We start from the raw sequence: 24,031 nt of genomic DNA on the forward strand, positions 1-24,031 counted from the left end.
ATTTCAGGTCTTCAGCCGAAAAAGGTGTCGTAAAGCAGCTTGCAGTTCAGGATCACGATGATGCCAGCGATGATCCATGCCACCGTGGCGACCGACCGCGAAATTACGAAGTCACCCATCTTTCGCCGATCCGAGACAAACCGCACCAGCGGGATGACTGCAAATGGCAATTGCATCGACAGGATGACCTGACTGAAGACGAGGAGTTGTCCGGTGCCGCGTTCACCATAGAGCGCGGTGACGACCACGACCGGGACAATCGCGATGCCGCGAGTCACGAGCCGGCGCGCCCAGTTCGGCAGACGCAGCCGGAGAAAGCCCTCCATCACGATCTGGCCGGCCAGCGTTGCCGTCACCGTCGAGTTGAGACCGGATGCAAGCAACGCGATCGCGAAAAGCGTCGATGCGATACCGAGGCCTAGCAACGGCGACAACAGCTCGTAAGCCTGACCGATCTCCGCCACATCGGCATGACCTGACGTATGGAAGGACACCGCGGCATCGAAGGAGTGCCGTCTGCAATCGTCGAAACTGGTCGATCCGATCGTCACGCGCCACATTGCTCTGGCGATGTCGCGTCATGGAAGCCTGACGCTGGCATGCCGGACTGTCATGGGCTCACGCGGGAGATCGCGAAATCCAGCGCGGCAGGACTACGCCGCGCGTAGTCGAGGCCCGATCAGCGGTATCGGTGATCCCGGTCGCGCATGCGCGCTGGCAGGGCCGCAGCCATGGCTTGCTCTTCCGGCGCCACAAGCCCATTGTTACCAGGGATCCAGGGCCTGTTCGACGAGGTCCAGGATTAGATCGTGCCATCGCGGCTTCCGCGAGGTCTTGATCCATGAACTGCTCGTGTTGCGGTTTCAAGGTTCAGAGCGGCTTTGCGTTCTGCCCAAAATGCGGCGCGAAGCAGCCGGACCCATGCCCCAGTTGCGGCTACGCGTGCGCACCGGATTTTGCGTATTGCCCGAAATGCGGCGCCCGCGTCGATCACGCCCCCAAGGCCGGCAACCAGCGGGAGCCGTCATCGCCAACAATTCCGGCGATGGTCACGACTGGCGCCCGTTCACCGGCGCTGATGCTTGTCGAGCCCGAGCGCGCACCCCGGCGGACGCTCCATAAGGTCGACAGCGAAGCTAACCGCCGCACCATCACGGTGCTGTTTGCCGACCTCAGCGGCTTCACCACGATGAGCGAACGGCTCGACCCGGAAGTCGTGCAGGCGTTTCAGAACGAATTATTCGAGGAACTGACCGCAGCGGTGCAAAATTTCGGCGGCTTCGTAGACAAATTCATTGGCGATGCGCTACTCGCTCTGTTTGGTGCGCCGGCCGCGCACGAGGACGATCCTGAGCGGGCGCTCCGCGCGGCCCTCGACATGATCAAGCGCACGGCGTGCTTGAGCGAACGCTCGAAGATATCTGCCGGTTTGCCGCTCATGCTTCATGTCGGAATCAACACCGGGCACGTGGTTGCGGGTGGATTGGGCGCAGGCGTTGCCAAATCCTATTCAGTGACCGGCGACACGGTGAATACCGCTCAACGCTTGCAGTCGATGGCCCCCCCGGGCGACGTGCTGGTGGGACCGCTGACCTACCGCCTCACCCGGCATGCATTCTCGTATGAATCGCTCGGCGACGTTGCGCTGCGCGGCAAGGCAGGCAGCGTCCTGGTCCATCGTCTGAGGGGCCCGCTCGAGACACCGCGTGCGGCACGCGGACTCGAGATACTGGGCCTGAGCGCGCCGCTGATCGGGCGCGACGCGGAGATGGCCCGTATGATGGGGTGCCTTGACCTGGCGTGTAACGGAGCTGCCCAGCTGATGCGGCTGGTTGGCGAAGCCGGCATCGGAAAATCGCGCCTGGTGGATGAATTCGCTACCCGCGCTCGCGATGAGGATCGCTTCGCAGGCGTGGCGATCCGGCGGGCCGCTTGCTCGCCGCTGGGCGAGCAATCCTACGGTACTCTTGCCGCAGTGCTGCGTAGCGCCTACGGCATCGCGCACAAGGCTTCGGCGGCAGAGGCGCAAGCCAAGCTAGCCGAAGCGTTGTCGGGGCTGGGCATGGCGACCGAAGAGGTCGAGCGGCTGATGCCCCTCTATTTTTATGTTCTTGGTCTCTGCGACCCCGACGACGCCCTGCAGCACGTTGAACCGGAACAGCTTCGACGGCAGATTTTGTTCGCGATCCGCACCGTCTTCGAACGGCGTCTGGCCCTATCGCCCCTCCTGATCATTGTCGAGGACCTGCACTGGGCCGACGCCGTATCGCTTGAGGCGCTACGGTTCGTAATGGATCGGCTGGAGCGCGGGCGGCTGATGCTATTGTTCACACACCGGCCGACACTTGAAATGGACCAGCTCGACTCAAGTCGAATTAGCCATACAACACTGCGGCTGGCACCCCTTGGCATCGCCGACGGACAAAAGCTACTCGCGGCGTTCTTCGGTGACGGTTGGAATGGATCATCCGGCAATCTGTTCAATCGAATTCTTGAACGCGCGAGCGGGAATCCGCTGTTCGTCGAAGAAATCATACGCGGTCTCATCGAAGCTGGCATTTTGGAACGTGACGGCTCGCATTGGCAGATCAAGTCAGATGAAGCGGCCGCTGACATCCCGGCGAGCATTCAGGCGCTGCTGCTCGCGCGAGTGGACCGACTGCCACACGGCGTGCGCAGGTTGGCTCAGGAGGCAGCGGTCATCGGGCCGCGCTTTGATGCGGCCCTTCTCGGTGCCACAGCGACCGACCCGGCGAAAGTAGAGGCAGGGCTTGAACTGCTATGCGACGCCGAGATCATCGAGGAGATCGCGGGCGCAAACTCGATTTCGCTGCAATCCTATCGTTTCACGCAAACCATGCTTCAGGATGTGATCTACCAAAACCTCCTTCTGCAACGGCGCATTGAGATGCATGGGCGGATCGGTGCTGCCCTGGAGCGGCTGTGCGGAGATGATCCGGAGCGGCTCGAAGACCTCTCCCTACTGGGACATCATTTCAGCCTCAGCGCGAGCAAGCCGAAAGGTGCACATTACCTGAGCGCGGCCGGCGATCGCGCACGCGCGATCTATGCCAACGACGACGCCATCCGCCTCTATCAGCAGGCCCTCGCCGTCTTGTTGACCGCTGGCGATCAAGGACCGGAACGGCTTGTGCTATACGAACGAATTGCCGACCTGTGTGGAGCGGCGGGCCGGCGTGACACGGCCGACGAACATTACCAGACGGTATTGGAGGCCCACCGCGCGGCCGGGGACCGCGCTGCCGGAGCGCGGATACTTCGCAAGCTTGGCCGTTTGATGTGGGACGCCGGCAAACGAAACGGGGCGGAGGCGCATTACGCCGAGGCGGCTGCGTTGCTCGAAGGAACGGACGCGCCGATCGAGTGGGCGCACCTGTTACAGGAGCGCGGCCACCTCGCGTTTCGCATCGGCGATCATGCTGCGGCCGCGAGATGGGCTGACGATGCGCTTGGCTACGCTCAATCCGTGCCGCCGGAGGTAGACAAGCAAGCCGGACTAGAAGCGGCTCGCGCCACCGCGGAGGCGCTCAATACCAAGGGGGTTGCATTGGCGCGGCTGGGCCGAAGCCAGGAGGCCGTTCGCGAGGTGGAGCGAAGCGTCGCAGTTGCCGAAGCCGCTGGCCTTCTCAGCGCAGCCTGCCGCGGCTACACCAATCTTGGCGTGCTCTACACGATGGTCGATCCGGCGCAAGCCATGGAAGTATGCCGGCGCGGTCTTGATGTCGCCCGCCGGATCGGCGATCTCGGTTTTCAGGCGCGTCTCCTTGTCAATCTCGCTGTCGCCTGTTGCACCTTCACGGACAGGTGTGCCGACGAAGGCGTGCCGGCGGCCGAAAAGGCGATCGAACTCGACCGCTCGCTTGATCAGCGCGAACATCTCGCTGTGCCATTGATTGTGCTCGGGCAAATTCATCAATGCCATGGCCAGCCGGAACTCGCCGCCCGCTGCTACAATGAAGCAATTGAGGTGGCGCAGGAAACGGGCGAGCCCCAGCAGCTCTTTCCATGCTATGATGGTCTCGCGACGCTGAACCTCGATCGAGGCGACATGCCTGAGGCCGAGCGGTATTTTGCTCTGGCGCACGATGTCTGCGCCCGGCACGGGCTTAATCCCGAAGCGCTGGTCGTACTGCCATTTCTTGATTAGCAAGTAGAGGAGGTTGACCATGACTGAGCATCATGTCGATGGGTTACTCCACCCGGGCGACCGCGCACCGAACATTGTGCTGGATGCGATCACACGTGACGGCAAGATCGCGCTTGATGACTTTCGCGGCCACAGCCCAGTACTGGTCGGCTTGTTTCGAGGTCTGCACTGCCCGTTCTGCCGGCGCCATCTCGCGGCCCAGGCGCAACTTGACCCGGCCCTGCGCGAGAAAGGCGTCGAGAGTCTCGTGGTGGTCAACACGCCTATCGACCGTGCGCGGCTCTATTTCCGGTATCATCCCTTGCCCAATCTGCTCGCCGCGTCCGACCCCGAGCGCGTCTCGCACCGCGCGTTTGGCTTGCCCAATCTCGAGTTCACGGAGAGCGAAACCGAATGGCCGCGCAAGCTGGGTATGAACGCCGTCATGAGCATGCGGATGGACATGCCGGGCGAACTGCCCGAGCCGATGAACCCGATGGCGGCGGCCGATCTTCTCAACACGAAGGACGGCTACGAAATAACCGAAGCCGACGAGCACATGCTGACAACTGGCCAGGGTCAGCTCTTTGGCCAATTCCTGCTTGACCGGGAGGGCATCGTACGTTGGAGCTTTACCGAAGTTCCTGAGGGGGGCAATCGCATGTTCGGGGCTCCCACTCCGCGAGAGCTGATGTCGGCGGCTTCCGAGGTTGCAGGCTAAGGCATTTCGCTCAACGTCGCCTTGGAGGCCGATTCACTCAGCCTGCAAACGCATATTGTCGCCGAAGGAAGCATCTACGCTTTGCTGGGACCCTATGCAGCCCCCGCGGCATCGAAGGGTGTGCCGTCTGCAATCGTCGAAACTGGTCGATTCGGTCGTCACGCGCCACATTACTCAGGCAATGTCGCGTCACGGAAGCCTGACGCTGGCATGCCGGACTGTCATGGAGCTCACGCGGGAGATCGCGAAATCCAGCGGGGCAGGATTACGTCGCACATAGCCACAAAGGCCAGTCCCCTTCACCAAAATCTGGTGGCATCATCTGCAGCTGCCTTAAATTTCAAGGCTTCAGCCGAAAAAGGTGTCGTAAAGCAGCTTGCAGTTCAGGATCACGATGATGCCGGCGATGATCCATGCCACCGTGGCGACCGACCGCGAAATTACGAAGTCACCCATCTTTCGCCGATCCGAGACAAACCGCACCAGCGGGATGACTGCAAATGGCAATTGCATCGACAGGATGACCTGACTGAAGACGAGGAGTTGTCCGGTGCCGCGTTCACCATAGAGCGCGGTGACGACCACGACCGGGACAATCGCGATGCCGCGAGTCACGAGCCGACGCGCCCAGTTCGGCAGACGCAGCCGGAGAAAGCCCTCCATCACGATCTGGCCGGCCAGCGTTGCCGTCACCGTCGAGTTGAGACCGGATGCAAGCAACGCAATCGCGAAAAGCGTCGATGCGATACCGAGGCCTAGCAACGGCGACAACAGCTCGTAAGCCTGACCGATCTCGGCCACATCGGCATGACCTGACGTATGGAACGTCGCGGCGGCGACGATGAGGATCGCCGCGTTGATGAACAGCGCCAGCATCAGCGCGATGGTGCTGTCCGTCGTCGCCCACTTAATCGCGTCGCGGCGGCCTGCATCGGTGCGCGGATAGGCACGGGTCTGCACGATCGACGAATGCAGATAGAGGTTATGCGGCATCACGGTCGCTCCGATAATGCCGATCGCAATGTAGAGCATTTCGGGATTTGTCACGATCGCGGTGGACGGCAGGAAGCCGCTCAGCACTGCGGCCACGGGCGGCGCCGCAGCGATAATCTGAACCGTGAAACAAACTGCGATGACGATGAGCAGCGCGATCACGAAAGCTTCCAGAAAACGGAAACCCTTGTTCATCAGCAACAGCAGCAGAAAGGCATCCAGCGCAGTGATGAGCGCGCCCCCGATCAGCGGAATGCCGAACAGCAGCTGCAGCGCAATCGCGGTACCGATCACTTCCGCCAGATCGCAGGCGATGATCGCCGTCTCACAGGCCAGCCACAGCATGATGTTGACCGGGCGGGAAAAGCTGTCGCGGCAGGCCTGCGCCAGGTCGCGGTCGGTGACGATGCCCAGACGCGCGGCCAATGCCTGCAGCAGGATCGCCATCACGTTCGACAGCAGGATCACCGAGAGCAGCGTGTAGCCGAATTTCGAGCCACCTGCGAGATCGGTCGCCCAGTTGCCGGGGTCCATATAGCCGACCGAGACCATGTAACCCGGTCCCGCGAATGCCAGCAGCCGGCGAAACCAGTGGCCGCCGATCGGAACCGGGATCGACGAATTGACCTCCGAGAGGCTGCGCCGGAAATCCCCGCCAAGGCCGGAGCGCCAGCCGGCCGCGTCTGGAACGCTGCCGGGGATTGGAGACGTTGACGAATCGGGCGAGGTTTTCGGCGAAAGTGCATCCATCAGAGCTGCATAGAGCAATCCCTCCCTTGTTGCAACTCATTTGCAACTGCATCTAGCCGGTTGGTGGGCGCTGCCTGTAACGGCCTGCGCTCAGTAATCGGGTGGCTGCGTGCTCGTCCGGACCCCACGGTAGCTGTCATAGACAGGAATCGCCATGTCCCACTCCTCCATTGATCGACTGCCTGACACCTTCAACCGCCTTGCTTGGTCGAACCTCGCGGCGCAGTCGGCCGAGCAGATCGCGCTGGCGGCGGCGCCGATCGTCGCGGTGCTGTTGCTCGGCGTCGGCGAAGGCCAGACCGGATTGCTGCAGACCGCGCTGACCTTGCCCTTCGTGCTGTTCGCCATTCCCGCAGGCCTGCTCGCCGACCGGATGTCGCGCCGCACCCTGATGGCCGGAGCCGAGGCGCTGCGCGCAATCGCACTGTTGCTGACGCTGGGGCTGATCTGGTTCGGCGCGCTGACGATGCCACTGCTCGCTTTGCTCGGCTTCGTCGCGGTGTGCGGCACCGTGGTCTACAGCGTCGCCGCGCCGTCGCTTGTGCCATCGCTGGTCGTACCGCAATTGCTCGGCGCGGCGAATGCGCGGATCGAACTCGCGCGCACCGTGGCTTTTGCGAGCGGTCCTGCCGTCGGCGGCGCGCTCGTCGGCTTCACTGGCGCCGCGCCTGCTTTCGGCTTTGCCGCCGCGCTGTCGGTCATCGCTGTCGCGTTGCTATCGGGCATCCACGAGCCCCCGCGCACAACCATTCAACAACGCAACCCGGTGCAGGATATCGCCGAAGGCCTGTCCTTCGTCTGTTATCATCAGTATTTGCGGCCGGTCTTCATCACACAATTCATCTTCAGCGCCGCGTCCTTCATGGTGCTGGCGGTGTTCGTGCCTTACGCGGTTCGCCATCTCGGTCTCTCCGCCTCCGGCGTCGGCGTGACACTCGCGATGTATGGCGTCGGCATGGTGATCGGCGCGCTGCTGGCGACACGTGTGATGAAGCGGTTGCCGTTCGGCACCGTGATCGCGCTTGGCCCCGTCACCGGCGTCATTGCCTCCGTCGTGATGGCACTGACCACATGGATCGCCTCGCCAGTGCTGGCGGGCCTGAGCTTCTTCCTGCTCGGCGTCGGCCCGATCCTGTGGGTGATCTCCACCGCGACGTTGCGGCAATCGGTAACGCCGCCGAGCCTGCTCGGACGCGTCTCCGCGATCAACATCCTGAGCTACGGCGCCCGTCCGATCGGAACCGGGATCGCGGCCGTTGTCGGCGGGCTCTATCACGCGGAGGCGTGCCTCTACCTCGCCGTCGCGGGTTTCGCCTGGCAGGCCATGGTAATCCTCACCTCGCCCACCGTCGCGCTCGCCCGGCAACCCGATATGGTCAGCGATCCTGTCCCATCGCTGCCGCAAGCGGCTCGGCCGACGCCCGGATGATAGCTTGTGTAGTTAATCTGTAGTTCAGTTCAATCTCACCGCCTCCCCGCACTGCAGCATTGTTTGGTTAGTTACGGATCGCCGCGTCGAAGCGTCGCAGCGAAGCGAACTTTCTTGCCAAAGCTGAAAGCAAGCCTTTGTCTTGCCACCAATCAACAAGGTCAGTCCGCAAAAGGACGACCATTCGGGGAGGACACAATGACTGCATCCAAGGACAGGACTCCGTCCAGGCGCCGCTTTCTGAAAGTCGCCACAGCCGGCGCTGCCGCAAGCATAGCAGCACCGGCAATCGCCCAGGCGCAGGGCCCGATCAGCATGCGCTGGCAGAGCACCTGGCCGGCCAAGGACATCTTCCACGAATACGCGCTCGACTACGCCAAGAAGGTCAACGACATGACCGGCGGCGACCTCAAGATCGAGGTGCTTCCGGCCGGCGCCGTAGTCCCGGCCTTCGGCCTGCTCGATGCGGTCTCCAAAGGCACGCTCGACGGCGGCCACGGCGTGATGGTCTATCACTATGGCAAGCAGACCGCGCTGGCGCTGTGGGGTTCGGGCCCGGCTTATGCGATGGACGCCAACATGCTGCTGGCTTGGCATAAATATGGTGGCGGAAAAGAGCTGCTGGCCAAGCTCTATGCGTCAATCGGCGCCAATGTCGTGTCACTTCCCTACGGGCCGATGCCAACCCAGCCACTTGGCTGGTTCAAGAAGCCGGTCACCAAGGCCGATGATCTCAAGGGTGTGAAATTCCGCACCGTCGGCATTTCCATCGACGTGTTTACCGGCCTTGGTGCTGCAGTGAACGCATTGCCCGGCGGAGAAATCGTCTCGGCGATGGATCGCGGCCTGCTCGATGCCGCCGAATTCAACAACGCCTCGTCGGACCGCATCCTCGGTTTTCCCGACGTTTCCAAGACCTGCATGCTGCAGAGCTACCACCAGAATGCCGAACAGTTCGAAATCCTGTTCAACAAGACCAAATATGACGCCCTGCCCGAGAAGCTCCGGGCGATCATCGCGGGCGCCGCCGATGCGGCCGGTCAGGAGATGTCCTGGAAGGCCATCGACCGCTATTCGCAGGATTATGCGGAGATGCAGAGCAAGGACAAGGTCAAGTTCTACAAGACGCCGGACTCGATCCTGCAGAAGCAGCTTGAGGTCTATGACGAGGTCGTCGCCAAGAAATCGGCCGAGAATCCCCTGTTCAAGGAAATCTCCGAGTCCCAGCAGGCCTTCGCCAAGCGCGCCACGCAGTGGGAGCAGGACACGGTCGTGAATCGCCGCATGGCCTACAACCATTACTTCGGCCCGAACGCGAAGAAGAAGACCTGACGCCATCAGGCGCACATATCCCGCATCATCCGGGACTTTCTCCCGGATGATGCTTTGTTGTTGCCTGATATCGCCGATCTTCACCTGCCCACATGTCCTGTAGACTGGCCTCCATGAAATGACCGCCGAGCGTTTCCTGCAATCCATCGACGGTATCAGTACATTCGCCGGCAAGGCCGCGGCCTGGCTCATTTTGGGATTGATGGGCCTCGTCTGCGCCGAAGTGTTCAAGCGCTATATGCTGAACATGCCGACGGCATGGATCTTCGACGCGTCGAACATGCTCTATGGCACGCTATTCATGCTGTGCGGCGCCTATACGCTGGCGCAGAACGGTCATGTCCGTGGCGACTTTCTATACAGCTCGATGCGGCCGCGCACGCAGGCCTCGCTCGATCTCGTTCTCTACATCGTGTTCTTCCTGCCTGGCATTGCCGCGCTGGTCTATGCGGGCTGGGACTACGCCGGCGACAGCTGGCGCATCCGCGAGCATTCCAACGTCACGGCGGACGGACCGCCCGTCTATCATTTCAAGGCGATGATCCCGCTCGCCGGCACGTTGCTGTTGTTGCAGGGCATGGCTGAAATCACCCGCGCCGCGATTTGCCTGAAGACAGGAGTGTGGCCGAGCCGGCTCAAGGACGTGTCCGAAATCGATGTCGTCGAGGAGCAGCTCGCGCATAGCGAACACGTCGATGATGACGTGCGCAGGAATGCCATCGCGCAGGCGCAAGAGATCGAGGAAAGCGCACGCCAGCGCGGCATGGGCGGGGAGACGCAAAAATGAGCGATCCTGCACTCGGCCTCCTGATGCTCGGCCTCATCGTTGTCGTGATCATGCTGGGCTTCCCCACGGCCTTCACGCTGATGGGTCTCGGCATGTTCTTCGGCTTCTTCGCCTATTACCGCGCGGGTGAGTCCTGGGCCGACAACCACATCTTCGACCTGATGGTCCAGCGCACCTATGGCGCCATGACCAACGACGTCCTGATCTCCATTCCGCTCTTCGTGCTGATGGGCTATGTGATGGAACGCGGCGCGCTGGTCGACAAGATGTTCTATTCGATCCAGCTCGCCTTCCGCCGCGTCCCGGCCTCGCTGGCGGTGGCGACGCTGATCGTCTGCACTTTCTGGGGCATAGCATCCGGTCTGGTCGGCGCCGTGGTCGTACTGATGGGCGTGATCGCCTTCAATCCGATGCTGAAGGCCGGCTATGACGTCAAGCTGGCATCGGGCGTAATCACGGCCGGCGGCACGCTGGGTATCCTGATCCCGCCATCGGTGATGATCATCGTCTATGCCGCCGTCGCCGGACAGTCTGTCGTGAAGCTCTATGCCGCTGCGATGTTTCCGGGCTTCTTTCTGGCCTTCCTCTATCTCGTCTACATCATCGGCTGGGCGCTCATTAACCCGAAGATCGCGCCGAAGCTGCCCGAGAGCGAAACACGCGTGCCCGTCCGGCCATGGATCGCCGATCTGCAGCAAGCCTATTCGCACAAGATGCTGCCGGCCCTGCTGACGGCAGCCGTGGCGCCGTCGCGCGCGATGGCCCTGACCATGGATGGCGCACGGATCACCTATGCGACGATCCTGAAGAATCTCGGCTTTGCTTTGGTGCCGCTGGTCCTGGCGCTGACCACGCTCTGGGCCGCGTGGTGGTATGTCGTCATCCATCCGCAGCCCGACGCCCCCGCGCCGGCCGCGATCACCGAGCGGGTTCAGTCCGGCGGCACGGTCGCACCTGAAGAAGAAAAACTGGAGGAGCTGGGCTCCGCGCAATCGGGGTCGGCCAAGGAGAGCGAACCGGAGGTGCTGCAGCAGATGGGCAATGCCGACCTGCAGAACAGCCCCGCAAATGCGCCGGTCGATGCCGGGCCGCCGCCGGAATTCTACACCTACTTCGCCTTCACGGCAGCCATCATCGCCCTGATGCTGTTCTATTACTACTGGACCATGGGCGCCGCGCAGTTCGAGGTGCTGCGGCTGCTGACATCGTCCGTGATGCCGCTCGGCATCCTGACTGCCATCGTGCTGGCCGTGATCCTGCTCGGCATCACGACGGCAACGGAGTCCGCCGCAGTCGGTGCCGCCGGCGCGTTCCTGCTCGCCTTCCAGGCGCGGACGCTGGACTGGAAGCGCACCAAGGAGGCCGTATTCCTGACCGCCAAGACCACATCCATGGTGTGCTGGCTGTTCGTCGGCTCGGCGCTGTTTTCCGCGGTGTTCGCCATTCTCGGCGGACAGGCGCTGCTGGAGAGCTGGGTGCTATCGCTGAACCTGACGCCGGTCCAGTTCATGATCCTGTCGCAGGCGATCATCTTCATCCTCGGCTGGCCGCTGGAATGGACCGAGATCATCGTGATCTTCGTGCCGATCTTTCTGCCGATGCTGAAGCATTTCGGCATCGACCCGATCCTGTGGGGCGTGCTCGTCTTCGTGAACCTGCAGGCCGCCTTCCTGTCGCCGCCGGTGGCGATGTCCGCCTTCTATCTGAAGGGCGTCGCGCCATCGCATGTGACGCTGAATCAGATCTTCTCCGGCATGATGCCCTATATGCTCATCGTCATCATCTGCATGGTGCTGATGTATATCTGGCCCGGCCTGACGCTGTGGCTGCCGAATTACCTGTACGGCAACTGATCCAGTAGCCCCAATCACCGCCGGGAACACGGCGGTGGCACCCGTCCTCCCGGAATACCGCATGACTGCCCTGCTCTTTGCAGGCCGCATTATATGATGTACATCATTTATAAAATGAGGCTCATCATATGACCGACCGCACGGCAGACGCCATGGCAGACACCCCGCCGCAGGAAGCATCCTCCACCGCGCTGCAGATCGCGGTGCTCGCGGGGCTGGCCTCGATGGGCACCCTGGCGACCAACATTCTCCTGCCATCGCTGCCACAGATGGCGGTATCGTTGCAGGTAACGACGCCCGCGGTCACGGCATCGATCACCGTGTTTTTGCTGGTCTTCGCGCTTGGGCAATTGCTGGTCGGGCCGATCTCCGACCGTTACGGGCGTCGCATGCCGGTGCTCGCCGGTTTCGCTGTCTTCATCATCGGCAGTATCTGGTGTGGCGTCTCGACTGATCTTCCTTCGCTACTGGTCGGCCGCGCGATCCAGGCCGCCGGCGCCTGTTCGACCTCGGTTCTCTCGCGCGCCATCGCCCGCGACCTGTTCAGCGGCGCAGCGCTGGCACGCGCACTCACCTTGGTGATGATCGCGCAGGCCGCAGCCCCTGGATTCTCCCCGCTGCTCGGTGGCGGACTCGATTATTTTTTCGGATGGCGTTCAGAATTTGTTTTCGTCGGCACCTTCGCCGTGCTGTCGGCTCTCAGCTATGTCCTGGTGCTCGGTGAAACCCACACCACAACGCGCATCCCGCTCAATCCGCTCGCCGTCAGTACAACCTATCTCAAGCTTTCGGTGAACCGCCACTTCCTGATCCCGGCCGCCACGGTGGGCCTGATCATGGGTGGACTGTTCTCGATCTTCTCCGCAACACCTCGCATTCTCATTGAGGGCTACGGCTTCACACCGATTGCGCTCGGGTTGTTCTTTGCGGGCACCGTGCTGGTCGTGTTCGGCTCCGGCATGCTGGCCGCCCGCCTCGCCCCCCGCTTCGGACTGGATCGGGCCATTCGCTATGGCTTGCTGATCGCGTTCATCGGCAGCATCGCGGTGTTCGCGACCGCCTACTTCCACGGCAACGTCGTCACCTTCATCGCCGCGACCTGTGTGTTCCTGCTGGGCATGGGCGTGGTCAATCCGCTCGGCACGGCTCAGGCGCTGTCGCCATTCGGCACCCATGCCGGCGCCGCCTCGGCACTGCTCGGCTTCTGGCAGATGATGGGGGCCGCGATCGGCGTATCCCTGTCGGCCACGATCGTGCCGCAGGCCGCATTGGCGCTCGGCATCGTTCTCGGTGCAGCCTGCCTGATCGCCATCGTGCTCTACACGATGCGCCAGCCAGCCACTGCGGTCAGCTAACGGGCCAGATAGCGCTCATAGCCGCCGCGCACGACCTCGTCGCTGTCGATCTCGGGATCCAGCGTGTAGAGATCCTGCGCGCGGCCGATACCGCGCAAGGCGTAGCGGCCCGTGGAGACCAGATATTTGCGGCCGGCCGCATCGAGCCCAGCCTGAAACGCGGACGAGGTCAACAGCGGCCGATCGACCGACGAACACATGGAAGCGATGCGACTCACCTCGTTAACCGAGGGACCAACCACGGTGAAATCGAGCCGCTCGTCGCTGCCGATATTGCCGTAAAATACCTCACCCTCATGCAGACCGACATAGGCCGTCGTGACCGGCCGGTTCGCCGCTAGTCGTTTCGCATTCAGCTTGGCGATATTCTTGCGGAACTGATGTTCGGCGCGCAAGGCGTTGCGCTTCGCCTTCACCATGTCGTCGCCGGTGAACATCGCCAGAATGCCGTCGCCGATAAGTTTGAGCACGTCGCCGCCGACATCATGGATCGCGGCGATCGAGGCTTCGGCATAGTCATTCAAGAACGGGATGATCTCGTCCGGTCCGATCGCCTCGCTGATCCCCGTGGAGTTGCGCAGGTCGGAAAACCACAACACCGCATTGATACGCTCAGTGACGCCTCGCGCGATCTTGCCGCGGAGAACCTGTTCGGCGGCATCGCGGCCGAGATAGACGCGGCCAAGCGTGCGCGCAATCTCCATCTGGGCTCCCGACTTGATGGCGAGACCGAGCATCGGCACCAGTTCGCGCAGCGCCGACATCTGGCGCTCGTCGAACCCGTCTTCATGGCGCGTGGCCCAATACGAATAGAGGCAATCCATCTGCCCCATCGAGCCAGCCTCGCCGAACTTGTGCAGGAACACGGCGCCGTGGCGGTGACCGCCTTCCTGCAAGCTACTGACCATCGAGAAGCGGTCGGCGATCCCGGGCGCGTGCAGATCGAGCCGCAATTCGTCGTGCCCCTCTTCCAGCATGTGGAAGAACACCGATCGTTGCCAGTTCGCGGCGGCCTCGCCGATCTCGGTCGAGCCGTATTCGAACACGTCGCTCTCGTTGCTGGCCGTGTCGTTCCAGCGGAAGCCACGGCCCTCGAAGATCGGATGCAGCGTGTCAATGAAGACGAGACCACGGGATACATCGATGCCGCCGGCACGGCAGCGCTCGCAGAAGCCGCGGATCAGGTCGTTTTCGGGAAGGCCGGTCAGACCCTCGCCGACCAGCCAGCTCATCAGTTCAATGCGTGCGGCAGTTTCCATGAGACACTTGTAGGATGGGTTGAGCCTTTGCGAAACCCATCCTGCGGCGCTTTAACCATGCGCGCCTTGCTCCTTGGCGTGGATCTCGACGGAGCCGGGGAACAGGCGCCGAATCAGGATGTAGAAGACCGGCGTGAAAACGAGGCCGAAGATCGTGACGCCGATCATGCCGAAGAATACCGCGACACCAACGGCCTGCCGCATCTCCGAGCCTGAGCCCGACGAGATCACAAGTGGCAGCACGCCGAGAATGAAGGCAAAGGACGTCATCAGGATCGGGCGGATACGCAAACGGCAGGCCTCGATCACGGCTTCGAGCTGATCGCGGCCTTCCTGTTCGATGTCGCGGGCAAACTCGACGATCAGGATCGCATTCTTTGCCGCCAGACCGACCAGCACGACGAAACCGATCTGGGTGAGGATGTTGATGTCCTGCCCCATGATGCGCACGCCGATGGTAGCCGCGAGTAGGCACATCGGCACGATCAGGATGATCGTGAACGGCAATGTCCAGCTGCCATATTGCGCGGCCAGCACCAGGAACACGAACAGCACGCAGATCGGGAAAATATAGAGACCGGCATTGGCGCCGGTGGACTGCTGATAGGAAAGATCGGTCCATTCGAAGGCAAAGCCACTCGGCAGCGTGTCGTCCGCGAGCTTCTTCATGGTCGTGAGCGCCGTCGCCGAACTGGTACCCGGCAGCGTGTCGCCGGAGATTTCAGACGACGGATACAGATTGTAACGCGCGACGCGATCGGGGCCTGCCGTGTCGCTGAAATTCACCACACTGCCGAGCATCACCATGTTGCCGGCGCTGTTGCGGGTCTGCAGCCGCGCCAGATCAGCGATCTCCTTGCGGAACGGATAATCCGCCTGCGCGGTGACGTGATAGGTGCGGCCAAGAATGTTGAAGTCGTTGACATAGGTCGAGCCGAAATAGGTCTCGATCGCCTCGGTCACGTTCTGCATGGGCACGCCGAGCATCTGCGCCTTCTGGCGATCGATATCGACGAACACCTGCGGCGTGTTGGCGGAGAACGGCGAGAACACCGACGTCAGGCCCGGCGCCCGGCGCGCGGCATTGACGAGCTCATCGGTCGCCGCGGCCAGCAGCTGCGGCCCCCTGCCCTGACGATCCTCGATCCGCATGGCGAAACCACCGCCGGTGCCGATACCCGGCACCGCGGGTGGCGGCAGCACGATGATGAAAGCGCCTTCGATCACCGAGAGGCGCTTGCGCAACTCAGCCGTGATGGCTCCCGCGCTCAGCCCCTTCTTGGCGCGCTCCTCGGGATCCTCGAACACGGGGAACATGGCGGCCGCATTGCCGGCCTGGGTGAAGGTCGCACCGGACAGGCCGGCCAGCGCCGGCATCCGCGCGACACCGGGCGTATCCAGCACGATGCCTTCGATCTGCTTGACGATCGCCGTCGTGCGCGCCAGCGACGAGGCACCGGGCAATTGCGCGACCACGATGACATAGCCACGGTCCTGCGCCGGAATGAAGCCCTGCGGCGTGGCATAAAGCAGCCAGCCGGCAGAGCCGATCAGGGCGACATACAGGATCAGCATCAGCGCCGAATGCTTGATAACGAAGCCTGCGAGGCCGCCATAGGCATGCGACAGGCGGTCAAAACCGCGATTGAACACGCCGGTGAACGCCGCCCATCCCCGTGCCAGAAAATTCCAGCTCGCCGGCGGTTTCTTCTCGTGATGCAGCTGCAGGATCAGCGACGCCAGCGCCGGCGACAGCGTCAGCGAACAGAAGCATGAGATCGCCGTTGCGACCGCGATCGTGATGGCGAATTGCTGGAAGAACTGCCCGGAGATGCCGCCGAGAAATGCCGTGGGCACGAACACCGCACACAGCACCAGCGCGATCGAGATCAGCGCGCCGCCGACCTCGTCCATGGTCAGCAGTGCCGCGTCGCGCCGGCTCATGCCGTCGCCGAGATGGCGCTCGACATTCTCCACCACCACGATGGCGTCGTCGACGACAATGCCGACCGCGAGCACAAGCCCGAACAGAGTAAGGTTGTTGATCGAGAAGCCCAGCGCGGCCATCACGGCGAATGTGCCGACCAGCGACACCGGAATGGCGATGATGGGAATGATCGCCGGTCGCCAGCCCTGCAGGAACACCAGCACGACGATGACCACAAGCACCATGGCTTCATAGATGGTCTTGATCAGCTCCGAAACCGACTGGGCGATGAATTCGGTCGGGTTGTAGCCGATATTGTAGTCCAGCCCCTTCGGGAAATCGGCCTTGAGCTTCTTCATCTCCTCTTCGATGTTCTTCGCGGTCGCCAGCGCGTTGGAACCCGGTCGCTGATAGACCAGCATAGCCACCGCTTCCTTGCGCAGCAGGAAGCCGTTGGTGGTCGACGACAGCGCGCCTATCTCGACGCGCGCGACATCGCGGAGACGCACCAGACGGCCCTCGTCGCCGGCTTTCAGTACGATGTCCTCGAACTGCCGCGGCTCCTTCAGACGACCGGTGAAGGTCAGGTTAGGCTGAAACGCGCGATCTGCAATCGGCGGCTCGGCGACCTGGCCGCCCGCAATCTGCAAATTCTGCGCGCGGATGGCAGTCAGCACGTCACCTGCGGTCATGCCCAGCGTGGCAATCTTGTCAGGATCCAGCCACAGCCGCATCGAATAATCGCGCGCGCCGAAGATGGTAATGTCGCCGATGCCATCGAGGCGCAGGAGTGGATCGCGGACCTGACGCAGCGCGTAGTTCGAAATGTAGAGCTGGTCGTAAGTGTCGTTAGGCGACAGCATGAACACGACCATCATCAGGTCGGGACTGTTCTTGCGGGTGACGACGCCGTTGCGCTGGACCTCCTCCGGCAGCCGCGGCTGCGCGATGGCCACGCGGTTCTGCACCAGCACCTGGGCCTTATCCAGATCGGTGCCGAGCTTGAAAGTCACGGTGATGTTGAGCTGGCCGTTCGAGGTGGCCTGGCTGTAGATATACAGCATGTCCTCGACGCCGTTGATTTCCTGCTCGATCGGCGTCGCCACGGTGTCGGAAACTGTCTGTGCCGATGCACCAGGATATTGCGTGGTCACGACCACGGTGGGCGGCGCCACCTGCGGATATTCCGCAACCGGCAAGGTCGTGTAAGCAAGCGCGCCGACGATCAGCAGCACGATGGAGAGCACCATCGCCAGGATGGGCCGGTTGACGGAGAGGCTGCCCAGATTCATGGCTTTGTGCCAGCTGCTGGTGCGGGCGTCGCGCCCGCCATCTTCGGCGCCACCTTGGCGCCCACACGGGCGCGCTGAATCCCGTCGACGATTACCCGATCGTCGAGTTTGAGCCCTTCCCTGATCACCCGCAATCCACCATCCAGCGGACCAAGTGTCACAGGCCGCGCTTCCACCGTGTCGTCGGCTTTCACCACCATCACAATCTTGCGCGATTGGTCGTTGGCGACCGCGGCATCAGGAATCAGCAACGCTTCATATTCGCCGCTGGCGATGATCCGCACGCGGGCGAACTGGCCAGGCAGGATTGAGAGATCCTTGTTGTCGACAATGGCACGACCGCGCAGCGTGCCGGTGCCGACATCGAGCCGGTTGTCGAGGAAATCCATCTTGCCCTCGTGCGACGGCTTGGTTTCTCCGACCAGCGTGATCTGCACGGGATTGGGCGTATCGCGCGAGCTCGGCCGCTTGCCCTCGAACCACAGCTTGCTGTTGCGGACGTAAGTGGCTTCGTCGGTGTCGAAATAGACATAGATGGGACTCAGCGACACGATCGAGGTCAGCAGCGTCGCGCCACTCTCGCTGCCTTGCACCAGGTTGCCGACTGTCACGAGATGACGGCTGACGCGGCCGGCGATCGGCGCGACGACCTTGGTATATTCGACATTGAGTTGCGCTTGCTTCAGCGCACCTTCGGCCTGCAGCGTCGCTGCCTGCGCGGCAGCTATTGCCTGGCTGCGTTGATCGACGATATTTTCGGAGATCGCCTGGGTCTTGATCAGCGTGGTGGCGCGCTCCAGCTCCTTCTCCGCCAGCACGACCTTGGCCTTGGCATCGTCGAGCTGGCCCTGCGCCTGCTCCGCTGCAGCCTGATACTGGCGCGGATCGATTTCGTAGAGCAGATCGCCGGCCTTTACGACGGCACCATCCGTGAAAGCAACCTTGGTAACGAAGCCGGTTACGCGGGCGCGGATCTGCACTTGTTCGATCGCATCGAAGCGGCCGGTGAATTCATCCCAGTCGGTCGTGATCTTCTTGGTGGGATTGGCAACCGTGACCGGTGGCGGAGGAGGTGCAGCGGCCTCTTCCTTCTTGCCGCAGCCGGCGAGCAGGAGAAGAGCCACAACAGGCGTTACGACCGACAAACACGACGCAAAGGCATTTCCAACGTCATATGATCGCGACAAACTGATTGAATGTTTCAAAACCAGACTCCCGCCACGGCACGCGATATGGCCATCATCATGCGCTATATCAATTCGACATCAAGCGAAATAATTGATGCCTGAATGGGCTGCTATCCTGCAGCCATTGTCTTGCCACACCCACGCATCGCCTCGCGTCATACCGACGTTATAATGACGTCCTGCTGCGGGACGCGCGCCTGCGCAAGGCGTCGGTTGGGGGGAGCGACCTATGGGCGCACGAGGAATTCGACCCGCCCGGCGGAGTGTCGCAACGCCACTTGCCACCATGGCGCGAGAGCAGCGGATCGACTATAATACCTGCCCATCATCCAAAAGGATTGAGCGTGTTATCTCTCGAACTCGGGATCGTTGCGATCCTGATCGTCGTCAACGGTCTGCTGGCAATGTCGGAGCTGGCGATCGTATCCTCCCGTCCTGCCCGCCTCGCCGCTTTGGTTGAAAAAGGCGTGACAGGTTCACGCCGCGCACTGACGCTGGCCTCCGATCCCGGCAAGTTCCTCTCCACCGTACAAATCGGCATTACACTGATCGGTGTTTTGTCGGGCGCCTTCTCCGGTGCGACGCTGGGCCAGCGTCTCACGGTACTGTTGCTTGACCTTGGCGTATCAAAAGGCCTCGCCGATACGCTCGGCGTCGGCATCGTCGTATCGATCATTACTTACGCTTCGCTGATCATCGGCGAACTCGTGCCGAAGCAGATCGCACTGCGCGATCCCGAAGCCGTGGCCGTGCGCGTTGCGCCGGCCATGGTGTTGCTCGCAAAAATCTCGCTGCCGCTGGTGTGGCTGCTTGACCGCTCCGGCAAGGCGATCCTGTTTCTACTTGGGCAGCGCGGTGAAGCCGAAGAGAAGGTCAGCGAAGACGAAATCCGCACGCTCGTGACTGAAGCGGAAACCGCCGGCGTGCTTGAGCCCGGCGAGAAGGAAATGATCGCAGGCGTGATGCGCCTCGGCGACCTACCCGTCGGTGCCGTGATGACGCCGCGCCATGAAGTGGCGATGATCGATCTTGCCGACCCCATCGAGACCATCCAGGCCGAACTCGCCGGCAGCTCGCATTCGCGCTTTGCGGTGTTCGATGGCGACGGCGATTCCGCCATCGGCATCGTGCAGGCCAAGGATCTGCTCGATGTGTATTTGAGCGGCAAGACGCCGGACATCCGCGCGCTGGTGCGCGAGGCGCCGGTCATTCCCGACACAGTTGATGCCCGCGATGTGGTGGCGATCCTGCGCGACTCGCCGTTCCATATCGGCCTCGTGCATGACGAATACGGTGTATTCCAGGGCGTAGTCACGTCAGCGGATATTCTCGAGTCGATCGTCGGCGCCTTTCACACCGAGGAAGGTCCGGCCGAGGTCGCCTTCCACAAACGCGAGGACGGCTCCTACCTCATCTCCGGCTGGATGCCCGCGGTGGAGTTCGCTGCCCTGCTCGGCATCGAATTGCCCGCGCAGTCGCGTTCCTATCAGACCTTCGCGGGCTTCCTGCTGCAGGAATTCGGCAAGATTCCCGAGGTCGGCGACGAGATCGTCTCGCATGCCTGGCGGTTCGAGGTCATGGACCTCGACGGCCGCCGCATCGACAAGGTGCTGGCGAGCCGCGTCAAGGAAGAAGCGCTCGGTTAGACTGGTAGTCGCGGCACGCTCTGTATGTCGTCCCGGCGTTCGCGAGGACGACATGTTGAGAGTTAGGGACTGGATACTACTCGATCACCCGGCCGAACTTGTTCGACTTCGGCAGGCCGGTCGCGAGACGACCGGCGTCCGCACGATTGCCGCGCCAGTCGGCCAGTTCCTTCCAGGTCAGACGATGCTCGCGGTCGGAGGAATCCTTCCAGGTCAGGCCTTCCTTGGCCACGAAGGTGGCGACATCCGACAGGCCTGCACTGGTGTATTTCTGCAGCCGCACACCACGTCCACGCGCCATCTCCGGCACCTGATCGAGCGGGAAGATCACCATCTTGTGGTTGGTGCCGATGACCGCGACCTGATCGCTGCCTTCGCCGACCACCGTCAGCGCCCGCGCCTCGTTGGGCATCTCGACATTCAGCACCTGCTTGCCCTTGCGGGTGGTGCCGACGCAGTCGTCCTCATTGACGAGGAAGCCCTGCCCGTCGTGGCTGGCGATCAGGAACTTGCGGCCGCCCTTATGCACGAACATCGAAACGATGGCGGCATCGCCTTCCATGTCGATGAACAGGCGGATCGGCTCGCCATGGCCGCGACCGCCCGGCAGCTTCGACACGTCCAGCGAATAGAACCGTCCATTGGTGGCCAGCAGCATCAGCTTCGAGGTGGTCTCGGCGAAGAACGCCTTGTCGAGCTTGTCATCGGTCTTGAAGGTCAGGTTGGAGAGATCTGCAACCTGCCCCTTCAACGTACGGACCCAGCCCTTCTCGGAAATCACGACCGTAACGGGTTCGCGCTCGACCAGCGACTCTTCGAGCGCTGCGAGATCGTGCTCCGGCGCATCCGCGAACACGGTGCGGCGTTTGCCGAGCGGCGTCTTCGGCCCGAAGATGTCGCGCACCTTGCGGACCTGCTCACCGACCTTGGCCCACTGCTCGGTTTCGGACTTCAGGATCGCGTTGATGCCCTTGAGCTCCGCCCGCAGCTCCTTGTCTTCTTTCCTGATCTCGAACTCTTCGAGCTTGCGCAAGCTGCGCAGCCGCATGTTGAGGATCGACTCGGCCTGCAATTCGGTGAGGCTGAACGCCTTCATCAAAGCCGGCTTCGGCTCATCCTCGGTGCGGATGATCCTGATCACTTCGTCGATATTGAGATAGGCGATCAGGTAACCGCCCAGCACTTCCAGCCGATGTTCGATCTGGTTCTTGCGGAAGTTGGAGCGGCGCAGCAGCACGTCGCGCAAATGGTCGAGCCATTCGCGCAGACACTCGGCAAGGCCGAGCACCTTGGGGATGCGCCCCTTCACCAGCACGTTGAGGTTCAGCGGAATCTTGCTCTCGAGCTCGGTGAGCTTGAACAGCGACTCCATCACCAGACCGGCATCGACATTGCGCGTCTTCGGCTCGATGACGACGCGGATGTCTTCGGCGGACTCGTCGCGGATATCGCCGATCAGCGGCAGCTTCTTGTCGTTGAGCAGCTCGGCGATCTTCTCGATCAGCCGCGACTTCTGCACCAGCCACGGAATCTCGGTGACCACGACATTCCAGGCACCCCGGGCGCCCTCTTCTACATGCCACTTGGCGCGGGTGCGGAACGAACCGCGCCCTGTCGTATAGGCCTCGGCGATGCTTTCCTTGGAATCGACGATGATGCCACCGGTCGGGAAGTCCGGCCCCTTCACCCAGCGCATCAGCGATTTCGATTTGGCGTCGGGCTTGTCGATCAGATGCAGCGCGGCATCGCAGAGCTCGGCGACGTTGTGCGGCGGGATCGAGGTGGCCATGCCGACCGCGATGCCCTGCGCGCCATTGGCCAACAGGTTCGGGAAACCGCCCGGCAGCACGGCCGGCTCTTTGGTCTGGCCGTCGTAATTCGGGCGCAGCTCAACCGCGTCTTCGTCGATGCCTTCGAGCAGCAACCGCGCCACGTCGGTCATGCGCGCTTCGGTGTAACGATAGGCCGCAGCGCTATCGCCGTCGATATTGCCGAAATTGCCCTGGCCGTCGACCAGCGGATAGCGCGACGAGAAGTCCTGCGCGAGACGCACCAGCGCGTCATAGATCGACTGGTCGCCATGCGGATGGAACGAGCCCATCACGTCGCCGACGATCTTGGCGGACTTCTTGAACGGCGTACCCGGATCGAGCCGCAGCAGGCGCATGCCATAGAGGATGCGGCGATGGACCGGCTTTAAGCCGTCCCGCGCATCCGGCAGCGCCCGGTGCATGATCGTTGACAGCGCATAAGCGAGGTAGCGCTCCTCGAGCGCGTCCCGCAGCTGCACTTCGTGAATTTCAGCCGGCTCCGGCGGAATCAGTCTTTTTCCCATGGCGAGGGGTTAGCGCCTCCCGGCGAATCGGGCAAGAAATGAATCACGCGCCACCGATCAAGTTCCATCGATATCGGGGCGCCCTCGCCCCGGGGGAGAGGCCGCCCACGTCATTTCGTCAGCCATTAGGCGATGGGAAGATGGCGGTTCCAGGCTCCGCTGGACGCCCTCTTCCGGAGACTATTTGGCTTTCTGGATGAAGGTCACCACGATCTGGCCATCGACGCGGCCGGCATCGAACTTCACCTTGTCGCCCACCTTGACCGATTTCAGCATTGCCGGGTCCTTGACACGAAACACCATGGTCATGCCCTCGTCCATATCGAGACTCTTGATCGGACCGTGCTTCAACGTGATCTTGCCCGCCGCTTCATCGATTTTCTTCACTTCCCCACGCACGGCAGCATCCTGCGCGGCCGCCACGATGCCGGACGTCGAGAGCGCGACAAACGCGACAAGCGCGATAAATCCATTGGTCTTCATCATGCATTCCTTTGCTTCAGATTGAGCCGTTCGCATCGGCTATTTCACGATGACCTTGCCGGTCATCCCCAATTCGCGATGCGTCGGGATCAGGCACGAATATTCGAACGTCCCTGCTTTCGAGAACTTCCACAGGATTTCCCCGGACTTCTTGGCGGCGAGACGCAGGCCGTTGGGCTCGTCATGCTCCATGTCGGGATTTTTCTTCATCGCTTCGCCGTGCTTTAAATTCTCTGCCGTTGTCGCCAGCAGGAATTCATGTGCTTCAGTCCCGGCGTTACGGATCACGAAACGAATCTGCTCGCCGCGCTTGACCTCAATGACCGCAGGCGAATAGTCCATCTCGTTCATGCTGACGACGATCTCCCGCGCCGGCTTCTTGGGGTCGCCGGGCTCGCCAGCAGAATATCCTCCGTGCTTGTCGTGGGCCGCCGCAGCAACCGAGTAAGCCAGCGCGGCCAGCATGACGCCGCAACCGATGTATTTTCGAATCTTGTTCATTTCAGTTTTCCGTGTTGATTGTTGTCTGTGATGA

15 protein-coding genes and 1 pseudogene are annotated in these 24,031 nt (G+C 62.2%); 8 read left to right on the top strand and 8 right to left on the bottom strand.

Translation table 11 applies throughout. The features are described from left to right. Positions 1–11: 11 nt before the first annotated feature. Positions 12–500, bottom strand: a pseudogene (locus SFY93_RS21205) (divalent metal cation transporter); the annotation flags it as partial. A gap of 341 nt (positions 501–841) precedes the next feature. Between SFY93_RS21205 and SFY93_RS21210 the strand changes: the two are divergent. Further along, positions 842–4,168 carry an adenylate/guanylate cyclase domain-containing protein gene (locus SFY93_RS21210; protein WP_320444494.1) on the top strand — a complete coding sequence of 1,109 codons (3,327 nt, stop codon included), beginning with the start codon at positions 842–844 and terminating at the stop codon, positions 4,166–4,168. Between the two features lie 19 nt (positions 4,169–4,187). Next, positions 4,188–4,868: a peroxiredoxin-like family protein gene (locus SFY93_RS21215; protein ID WP_320444495.1), complete on the top strand. Its 681-nt coding sequence runs from the start codon at positions 4,188–4,190 to the stop codon at positions 4,866–4,868. A gap of 348 nt (positions 4,869–5,216) precedes the next feature. On the opposite strand, the gene SFY93_RS21220 is transcribed toward SFY93_RS21215, so the two are convergent. Then, positions 5,217–6,611: an Nramp family divalent metal transporter gene (locus SFY93_RS21220; RefSeq protein WP_320444496.1), complete on the bottom strand. Its 1,395-nt coding sequence runs from the start codon at positions 6,609–6,611 to the stop codon at positions 5,217–5,219. Between the two features lie 154 nt (positions 6,612–6,765). Here SFY93_RS21220 and SFY93_RS21225 point away from each other — a divergent pair, with 154 nt between their 5' ends. The 5 genes from SFY93_RS21225 (at position 6,766) to SFY93_RS21245 (ending at position 13,367) form a co-directional block, all read left to right on the top strand. Next, positions 6,766–8,040, top strand: coding sequence for an MFS transporter (locus SFY93_RS21225; protein ID WP_320444497.1), 1,275 nt, complete (start codon positions 6,766–6,768; stop codon positions 8,038–8,040). A 198-nt stretch (positions 8,041–8,238) separates the two neighbouring features. After that, positions 8,239–9,372, top strand: a complete 1,134-nt coding sequence (locus SFY93_RS21230) for a TRAP transporter substrate-binding protein (RefSeq protein WP_320444498.1) — start codon at positions 8,239–8,241, stop codon at positions 9,370–9,372. A gap of 118 nt (positions 9,373–9,490) precedes the next feature. Next, positions 9,491–10,159, top strand: coding sequence for a TRAP transporter small permease subunit (locus SFY93_RS21235; RefSeq protein WP_320444499.1), 669 nt, complete (start codon positions 9,491–9,493; stop codon positions 10,157–10,159). Continuing rightward, the gene (locus SFY93_RS21240; protein ID WP_320444500.1) at positions 10,156–12,012 is read left to right on the top strand and encodes a TRAP transporter large permease; all 1,857 of its coding nucleotides are present in this window, start codon (positions 10,156–10,158) and stop codon (positions 12,010–12,012) included. Before SFY93_RS21235 ends, SFY93_RS21240 begins: the two co-directional genes overlap by 4 nt. 128 nt (positions 12,013–12,140) lie before the next feature. After that, complete coding sequence (locus SFY93_RS21245; RefSeq protein ID WP_320444501.1) at positions 12,141–13,367, top strand: multidrug effflux MFS transporter; 1,227 nt, start codon at positions 12,141–12,143, stop codon at positions 13,365–13,367. Here the strand turns inward: SFY93_RS21245 and SFY93_RS21250 are convergent. The 3 genes from SFY93_RS21250 to SFY93_RS21260 are packed head-to-tail and all read right to left on the bottom strand — an operon-like array spanning position 13,364 to position 19,032. Then, positions 13,364–14,626: an adenylate/guanylate cyclase domain-containing protein gene (locus SFY93_RS21250; RefSeq protein WP_320444502.1), complete on the bottom strand. Its 1,263-nt coding sequence runs from the start codon at positions 14,624–14,626 to the stop codon at positions 13,364–13,366. The two genes, SFY93_RS21245 and SFY93_RS21250, sit on opposite strands and share 4 nt — an antisense overlap. A gap of 51 nt (positions 14,627–14,677) precedes the next feature. Next, a complete protein-coding gene (locus SFY93_RS21255) occupies positions 14,678–17,845 on the bottom strand; it encodes an efflux RND transporter permease subunit (protein ID WP_320444503.1) in 3,168 nt (1,055 codons plus the stop codon). Next, on the bottom strand, positions 17,842–19,032 hold the full coding sequence (locus SFY93_RS21260; RefSeq protein WP_414717155.1) for an efflux RND transporter periplasmic adaptor subunit: 1,191 nt from the start codon (positions 19,030–19,032) through the stop codon (positions 17,842–17,844). Before SFY93_RS21260 ends, SFY93_RS21255 begins: the two co-directional genes overlap by 4 nt. A gap of 344 nt (positions 19,033–19,376) precedes the next feature. On the opposite strand from SFY93_RS21260, the gene SFY93_RS21265 reads away from it, so the two are divergent. After that, positions 19,377–20,678, top strand: a complete 1,302-nt coding sequence (locus tag SFY93_RS21265) for a hemolysin family protein (protein WP_320444505.1) — start codon at positions 19,377–19,379, stop codon at positions 20,676–20,678. Between the two features lie 76 nt (positions 20,679–20,754). On the opposite strand, the gene parC is transcribed toward SFY93_RS21265, so the two are convergent. The 3 genes from parC to SFY93_RS21280 form a co-directional block, all read right to left on the bottom strand. Continuing rightward, positions 20,755–23,013, bottom strand: a complete 2,259-nt coding sequence (parC, locus tag SFY93_RS21270; RefSeq protein WP_320444506.1) for a DNA topoisomerase IV subunit A — start codon at positions 23,011–23,013, stop codon at positions 20,755–20,757. Between the two features lie 180 nt (positions 23,014–23,193). Beyond that, a complete protein-coding gene (locus SFY93_RS21275) occupies positions 23,194–23,496 on the bottom strand; it encodes a copper-binding protein (protein ID WP_320447817.1) in 303 nt (100 codons plus the stop codon). Positions 23,497–23,535: 39 nt separating this feature from the next. Beyond that, positions 23,536–23,961, bottom strand: a complete 426-nt coding sequence (locus SFY93_RS21280; RefSeq protein ID WP_320444507.1) for a cupredoxin domain-containing protein — start codon at positions 23,959–23,961, stop codon at positions 23,536–23,538. Positions 23,962–24,031: the final 70 nt, after the last annotated feature.

Source organism: Tardiphaga sp. 42S5, from assembly GCF_034044155.1.
Classification (GTDB): domain Bacteria; phylum Pseudomonadota; class Alphaproteobacteria; order Rhizobiales; family Xanthobacteraceae; genus Tardiphaga; species Tardiphaga robiniae.